The sequence below is a fragment of the Thalassospira sp. MCCC 1A01148 genome (assembly GCF_001613795.1).
Taxonomy (GTDB): Bacteria; Pseudomonadota; Alphaproteobacteria; order Rhodospirillales; family Thalassospiraceae; genus Thalassospira.
The window spans coordinates 58486-65015 of record NZ_LPVZ01000005.1 but is presented as its reverse complement, the minus strand read 5'-3'; the positions used below and the strand labels follow the sequence as shown (position 1 = coordinate 65015).

General features: G+C 55.1%; 7 protein-coding genes. 3 read left to right on the top strand and 4 right to left on the bottom strand.

The features are described from left to right. The first annotated feature begins 156 nt into the window (after positions 1–156). Positions 157–813 carry a LysE family translocator gene (locus AUQ43_RS01975; RefSeq protein ID WP_062953952.1) on the top strand — a complete coding sequence of 219 codons (657 nt, stop codon included), beginning with the start codon at positions 157–159 and terminating at the stop codon, positions 811–813. Positions 814–829: 16 nt separating this feature from the next. Here AUQ43_RS01975 and AUQ43_RS01970 read toward each other — a convergent pair whose 3' ends face one another. The 3 genes from AUQ43_RS01970 to AUQ43_RS01960 form a co-directional block, all read right to left on the bottom strand. Next, the gene (locus AUQ43_RS01970) at positions 830–2164 is read right to left on the bottom strand and encodes an MFS transporter (protein WP_062953951.1); all 1335 of its coding nucleotides are present in this window, start codon (positions 2162–2164) and stop codon (positions 830–832) included. Positions 2165–2336: 172 nt separating this feature from the next. Next, complete coding sequence (locus AUQ43_RS01965; RefSeq protein ID WP_062953950.1) at positions 2337–3053, bottom strand: DUF6064 family protein; 717 nt, start codon at positions 3051–3053, stop codon at positions 2337–2339. 25 nt (positions 3054–3078) lie between these two features. After that, the gene (locus AUQ43_RS01960) at positions 3079–4035 is read right to left on the bottom strand and encodes an aldo/keto reductase (protein ID WP_084271953.1); all 957 of its coding nucleotides are present in this window, start codon (positions 4033–4035) and stop codon (positions 3079–3081) included. A gap of 206 nt (positions 4036–4241) precedes the next feature. On the opposite strand from AUQ43_RS01960, the gene AUQ43_RS01955 reads away from it, so the two are divergent. Continuing rightward, positions 4242–4613 carry a MerR family transcriptional regulator gene (locus AUQ43_RS01955; RefSeq protein ID WP_062953962.1) on the top strand — a complete coding sequence of 124 codons (372 nt, stop codon included), beginning with the start codon at positions 4242–4244 and terminating at the stop codon, positions 4611–4613. Then, positions 4610–5026: a carboxymuconolactone decarboxylase family protein gene (locus tag AUQ43_RS01950; RefSeq protein ID WP_062953949.1), complete on the top strand. Its 417-nt coding sequence runs from the start codon at positions 4610–4612 to the stop codon at positions 5024–5026. The genes AUQ43_RS01955 and AUQ43_RS01950 overlap by 4 nt, the downstream gene beginning before the upstream one ends. Positions 5027–5103: 77 nt before the next feature. On the opposite strand, the gene cysS is transcribed toward AUQ43_RS01950, so the two are convergent. Beyond that, positions 5104–6480, bottom strand: coding sequence for a cysteine--tRNA ligase (cysS, locus tag AUQ43_RS01945; RefSeq protein WP_062953948.1), 1377 nt, complete (start codon positions 6478–6480; stop codon positions 5104–5106). Positions 6481–6530 lie beyond the last annotated feature (50 nt).

Below are 6530 nucleotides of genomic sequence, written 5' to 3'. Positions count from 1 at the left end.
CGGATTTGCACGGGCTACGTTGTCGCAAAATCTTGAAAGATGTGCATCTTCCTGCAATTTTGCTTCGCATATCCGCACAAATCCAGGAGACCGGAACGGTCATTTGAATGAGTTTGGACCCTTGGCTGATCCTGCCACCACCAAAGGAAACGCCCCATGATCAGTTTTGCCGAAATCGGGCAATATCTGCCCGGAATATTGCTGTCTTATGCCGCCTTGCTGGTCGGTCTCATCAGCCCCGGCCCCGCCCTTTTGGGTTTGATGGGCGTTTCCCTTGATCAGGGTCGCCGTGCCGGACAGCATTTTGCCCTTGGCATCGGAACCGGTTCCTTTTCCATCGGCCTGCTGACCCTGACCGGTTTGTCGGCTGTTTTGGCGACATATGCCGATGCCATGACGGCCATCCGGATTTTTGGCGGGCTTTATTTGCTTTGGATGTCTTACCGCGCGTTTCGCACGGCTTTTCGCAACGCTCCAGGCGCACAAACATCCGCTGCAGCCCTTGACGCTGCTCAAATCTCTGGTCGTGGATATTACTTCCGTGGCTTGGGTCTGCACCTTACAAATCCGAAGGCCATCCTGACCTGGATCGCCATCATTTCCATCGGCTTTCAGGAAGGCGCCCCGCTTTGGGTCGGGGCTGCAATTGTCATTGGCTGCGGCCTGATTTCCACGAGCACACACCTGCTTTATGCAACGGCGTTGTCCACGGCCCCGGCCATTTCGATTTATCGTCGAGCGGCAAGCTGGATCAATGGATTGCTTGGCGTGTTCTTTGCCGCTGTCGGGATCAGATTGCTGTTTAACCGCTAGGGCAACCACCCAAGGCTTAAACCTTGGGCGGTTCATCCTCTGCGGTATCCGCTTTTTCTTTTGCTTCAGCTGCAGCCTCGGCCTCTGCTTCTTCTGCGGCGGCCTCCGCCTCGGCTTCTGCCTGTTCTGCTGCCCAGACACCGGCGGTTTCAACCGCCATGGGCGATGCCGTCGGCAGGACGCTGACATAGCTTTCCGTTTCTTCGACCGGCAGGGCTTCACGGCGCGTCATGCGATAAAGCGCATAAACCGCAATCACCGCAAAGGTCCCGGCAAGCACCAGCCAAAAAGTCCTTGGACCAAGATGCTCCATCGACCAACCGGCCAGAAGCGGCCCCAGGATCGCGCCGACCCCGAATGTCAGTACCAGACCGCCTGACGCTGCCGGCATATCTTCAAGCGGCAGGAAGTCGTTGGTGTAGGCCAGAAACAGCGCATAAAGCGGCGTCGTCATGCCACCGGCCACAAAGGCTGCGCACAGCATGAAGACAAGATTATCTCCTGATACCCAGCCCAGAATACAGGCTGCCATCGCCACCATGGACGCCCCAAAGATCAGCTTGCGTCGATCCATACGGTCCGACAGCCAGCCAATCGGGTACTGAAATAGCAACGCACCGGCAAACAGCATCGCAACAAAAGTCGCGATTTGGCCGGCCGTCATGTCAATCTGGGTCCCGAAAACCGCCGCCATACCGGTTTGGATTGCATAGACGCACCCCAGAAGGAAGATACCCACCGTACTCAGGGGTGATCCGGAGAAAAGCTCCTTAAGCCCCATCGGTCGGGCTGCTTCGGTCATTGGAACCGAGGTTGCCGAAAGCAGGATCGGTGCAAAGGAAATCGAAACCAGAATCGATGCCACAATAAACAGGGCGGAATTTGCTGCATCCCCAAACGTCAAAAGGCCCTGCGCACCGATAATGCCCAGCGTCTGGGCAATCATATAGGCCGACAGAACCTTGCCACGTGTTTCGTTGGTCGACGAATCATTCAGCCAGCTTTCCGCGGTGACGTAAATCCCCGACATACAAAAACCCAGAAGCACGCGCAACAGGGTCCATGCCCAGGGTTCTGCAATCAACGGCAATGCAATCAAACCGGCAGAGGTAAAGCTACCCAACGCGGCAAAGACGCGCACATGACCAACGCGTTTGATCATTCTTGGTGTAATACGTGCGCCCGCAAGGAACCCGGCGAAGTAACCCGATGTCACAATTGCAAGCTCGGCCGAGGAAAACCCCTCGATCCCGCCACGCAGGCCAATCAGGGTAAAATGCATGCCATTGCCCAGCATAATCAGGACAACGCCAATAAGAAGTGCCCAGACACTGGTTAAAACCTGGATCATGGCTCGCCCTTTCACGCTTGGGGATTACCGAAAAGTCATTTCTGAATTTGCTTACCGCGCATTGGTCTGATGCAGGGTGATCCAGACAAACGACTTGTTTCAGCAAAAGTTACGAAACCACCGATTGACGGCGGTTTCCAGACTTTTTTCTGCGCGAAGTGATTTTTTTACTTCAGGATGCCGGGTCTTTGATTTCTGCCTCTGTCAGGCGCTTGGTGGTGACACCGTTTTTAAGGTCCAGCCAACCGCAGAAAACGGTGACCCAGACCGCTACCAGCATCACGAATGCCACTTGTTGATCCATCACCCAAAGCGTGCCCGCCGATATCACGCACCACAGCAACGGTACGGGCAACAACGCCCAGCGCCACGTACCGCGCGACAAAAGCACAAAGCCCAGTGTGCCAAGTGCTGTCGGATCAGCCGCACTACCAAACAGTTCGGCCTGCAACAGATCGCGCCCCTCAATCAGGCCAACAAACGGAAAGGCAATTAGCGCAAAGGCGACCAACGTCAGACCGACATAGCTTGAAAAGTCACCCCGCCAACCAAACCGAAGCGGCAAAGGACGTGCGGCAAAGATGGCAAACAAAACGACTTGCAGGGCAAAGCCCGGCAACAGATACGGGATGGCCCAGTTGATCGGCCTGTAATATTGCCACAGGAACCCATAACCGCACCATGCCCAGACCAGTGCCAGCAAAACCAAAATAACCCGGTTGCCACGAAATCCATGCCGAAGTGCCAGACCCGAAGCAATCACCCCGGCAACCAGCGCACTGACAACCACCAGCCACCAGGTCGTATTCATGATCTCAAACAGCCGGTAATACACCCGCGGCGAAAACAACAGCAAATCTGCCAGTCCGTAATCCCACCATTCACTCATGCCGTTTGCCCCACACTTGCCTTGCTCAAACCAGAACGCCGATCACGGCCGCGATTTGTTCACGCATCTTTTCATCTGGCAGCGCCCCGGTTGCAGCCGCCATGTTTTCCATCGCATGGGCCGGTTTGGTGGTGGCCGGAATCGGACAGGTCACCGCTGGATGGGAGATAAGGTATTTCAGGATCAGTTGCGCCCAGCTTTTGACTCCAAGTTCACGGGCGAACTCGGGCAAGGGTTCGCCTTTCAGTCGTTCGGGCAAGCTCCCGCCGCGAAACGGGCGATTAATGATCACGGCAATGCCACGATCATAGGCCAGCGGCAACAGGTAGTCCTCGACCTTGCGATCTACCGGGTTATAGGTCACCTGCACGAAATCAAGGCGCTCGTTCTTCATCACGGCAATCAGATCTTCGGTACGCCGACCGTGCGACGTCGTGACACCCACGTAACGCAATTGCCCCGCATCCTTCATGCGAAACAGAAGCGGCAAGTTCTCGTTAATGCCAAGCAGGTTATGGACCTGCAACAGGTCAAACTGCTGCACCTTCCAGCGTTCGGATGTTTCTTTGATTTGGCTGGCGCCATCACCCGATGTCCAAACCTTGTCGGTCGAAAACACCTTGTTGTGTGCACCCAGTGCATCAAGCCCATATCCGATAACGTCCTGCGCAGAACCATACATCGGGGAACTGTCGATCATACGCCCGCCGGACCTGAAAAAGGCCGACATCACATCTGCACACTGTTTACGTAATTCAATGTCATTGCCGACGTTAAACGTAATCCAGCTGCCCAGCCCGACCGCGGGAATTGTCTCGCCCGTCGAAGGGATCGTTTTCTGTATCACCTCGGGCTGGTCAGTTGCCGCATCCGATTGCGCGAATGCGTGCCTGTTTGTCCCCAAACCGAACACACCAAGGCCCCCAAGGGCGGCAACCGCCCCGGTCGATTTCAGGAACTTCCGACGATCAAAATCTGACATGGTTCGCTCTATCCTTGTGGTTGGCCACCATACTCAAACAGAAATCTGGCAAAAATCTGCCCAGCTAATTTCGGCAATGCAATTTGCTGACCACTCCATATCCCGACATCTCGAAACGCATGACCGATTAATGCTTGACCTGGAGTGCACTCTATCACCTAGCTTCACACGGGACTGCATACCCCTTTCAAACGATGGTGGCCGTCATGATGATTGGTGAAGTGGCTGAAAAGACGGGCTTTAGTGTTCATACGCTTCGATATTACGAAAAGATCGGTTTGTTGCCGGAAGCCTTGCGTGATGCCGGTGGGCGACGCGTGTATGGCCCGGACGTTCTGGTCTGGCTGGAATTTGTCGAACGCCTGAAACAAATCGGCATGCCGATCCGTGATCGGGTGCGATATGCCGAACTGCGCGCACTTGGCGACAGTACGATTTCCGAACGTCAGGAATTGCTTCGGACCTATCGCGACGATCTGGCCAAACGTGTCGTCAGTCTAAGCGAAACACTGGATGTGCTTGATGCCAAAATCGCCACTTACGATACGGTCGCCAAATGTAACGGAGCATCCCGATGAACAGTTCTGCCCACAACGCCACAGACAATACCAGCGCCCTTGAAAAAGGCCGCGATATCGTTGCGCGCCTTAACCCACCGCTCGAAGGGAAGCTTGCCGAAAAGTACGATGACCTTGTGCCGGATTTTGCCGAAAGCCTGGTTGAGTGGGCTTATGGACGCCATTACGCTCGGCCGGGTCTTGATCTTAAAACCCGTCAACTCTGCACGATTTCTGCCCTGACGGTTCTTGGTGGCCAGACATCCCCACAGCTTAAAATCAATATTCATCACACCCTGTCTGCGGGTGCCGCGCGCAGCGAAGTCATCGAAGCCATCTGGCAAATGGCTGTCTATGGCGGACTGCCTGCCGCGATAAATGGCCTCAATGCCGCACGCGAAGTATTTGACGAACTGGATGCACGGCAAGATTAAGACCCTGTGAGATCAAGCAAACAAAAAGGGCCGCAGTTTCAAACTGCGGCCCTTCCTGATTTCTCGGAAAATCGCGCTTACACACGCTTCCAGCTTGTGCCTTCCTTGAAATCCTCAAGGATGATGCCGCGTGCCAGAAGGTCATCTCGGATTTTGTCCGCCGTTGCGAAATCCTTGTTCTTCTTGGCGTCCGCACGTTGGGCAATCAGCCCTTCGATCTCGGCAGCCTCGTCTTCATCGGCTGATCCGGTGAACCAGGCTTCGGGGTCACCTTGAAGAATACCCAGAAGTTTTGCGGCGGCAAGGATTTCACCCTTCGCCTCAGAGCGTTCGAACTTCTTTTCCGCCTTGTTGAACTTGGTCACAAGGTTATGGAATTCCGAAATCGCCAGCGGCGTATTGAGGTCATCACACAGCGCATCAAGCACCGCACGCGGCACCGGCATATTTTCCGGGGTCACGTCAGAACTCTGACGAAGCGCAGTATAGAACCGATCAAGTGCCTCTTTGGCCTGGCGCAGGTTTTCTTCGGTCCAGTTGATCGGCTGATGGTAATGCGTTCCCATCATCGCCAGACGGATCGCCTCACCCGGCCATTTTTCAAGCAGCTCATGCACGGTGACGAAGTTGCCCAATGACTTGGACATCTTTTCGCCTTCGACCATCAGATGGCCGTTATGCATCCAGTATTTGGCGTAGCTGGAACCCTTGTTCGCGCAGCAGCTCTGCGCCAGTTCGTTTTCATGGTGCGGGAACACCAGATCCGAGCCACCGCCATGGATGTCAAAGTTTTCACCCAGATAACGCGTCGACATAGCCGAGCATTCAATATGCCAGCCCGGACGACCACGGCCCCACGGGCTATCCCAACCCGGAATATCATCACTGGACGGTTTCCACAGGACGAAATCTGCCGGATCCTTTTTATAGGGGGCGACTTCCACCCGCGCACCGGCGATCATTTCCTTGCGATCACGACGCGACAGCTTGCCATAGTCATCAAACGCCTCGACCGAAAACAGCACATGGCCCTCGGCGGCATAGGCAAAGCCCTGCTCGATCAGGCTTTCGCACATGGCGATCATCTCAGCGATATGTTCGGTCGCACGCGGTTCGATATCGGGCTTGGCGGCATTCAGCGCGCCCATATCTTCCAGATAGGCCTGATGGGTGCGTTTGGTGATTTCGGAAATCGGCTCGCCGCTTTCCTTGGCACGCGCGTTGATCTTGTCATCCACGTCCGTGACATTCCGCACATAGGTCACCTTGGGATAAATATGGCGCAGAACACGCACCAGCGTATCAAACACCACCACAGGGCGCGCATTGCCGACATGGGCATAGTCATAGACCGTCGGGCCGCAGACATAGAGGCGCACGTGATCGGGATCAATCGGCTCGAACACCTGTTTTTCGCGGGTGAGCGTATCAAAGATGCGAAGGGTTTTGGTCATTTCAAACGTCCGTTTGGCTGTGGTATCGGGTCAAATGCGTGCATTTTTCG

Excerpts from the sequence above, each read along its gene's own strand:
- AUQ43_RS01975 (WP_062953952.1), top strand. The coding sequence starts at position 157 with ATGATCAGTTTTGCCGAAATCGGGCAATATCTGCCCGGAATATTGCTG.
- AUQ43_RS01970 (WP_062953951.1), bottom strand. The coding sequence starts at position 2,164 with ATGATCCAGGTTTTAACCAGTGTCTGGGCACTTCTTATTGGCGTTGTC.
- AUQ43_RS01965 (WP_062953950.1), bottom strand. The coding sequence starts at position 3,053 with ATGAGTGAATGGTGGGATTACGGACTGGCAGATTTGCTGTTGTTTTCG.
- AUQ43_RS01960 (WP_084271953.1), bottom strand. The coding sequence starts at position 4,035 with ATGTCAGATTTTGATCGTCGGAAGTTCCTGAAATCGACCGGGGCGGTT.
- AUQ43_RS01955 (WP_062953962.1), top strand. The coding sequence starts at position 4,242 with ATGATGATTGGTGAAGTGGCTGAAAAGACGGGCTTTAGTGTTCATACG.
- AUQ43_RS01950 (WP_062953949.1), top strand. The coding sequence starts at position 4,610 with ATGAACAGTTCTGCCCACAACGCCACAGACAATACCAGCGCCCTTGAA.
- cysS (WP_062953948.1), bottom strand. The coding sequence starts at position 6,480 with ATGACCAAAACCCTTCGCATCTTTGATACGCTCACCCGCGAAAAACAG.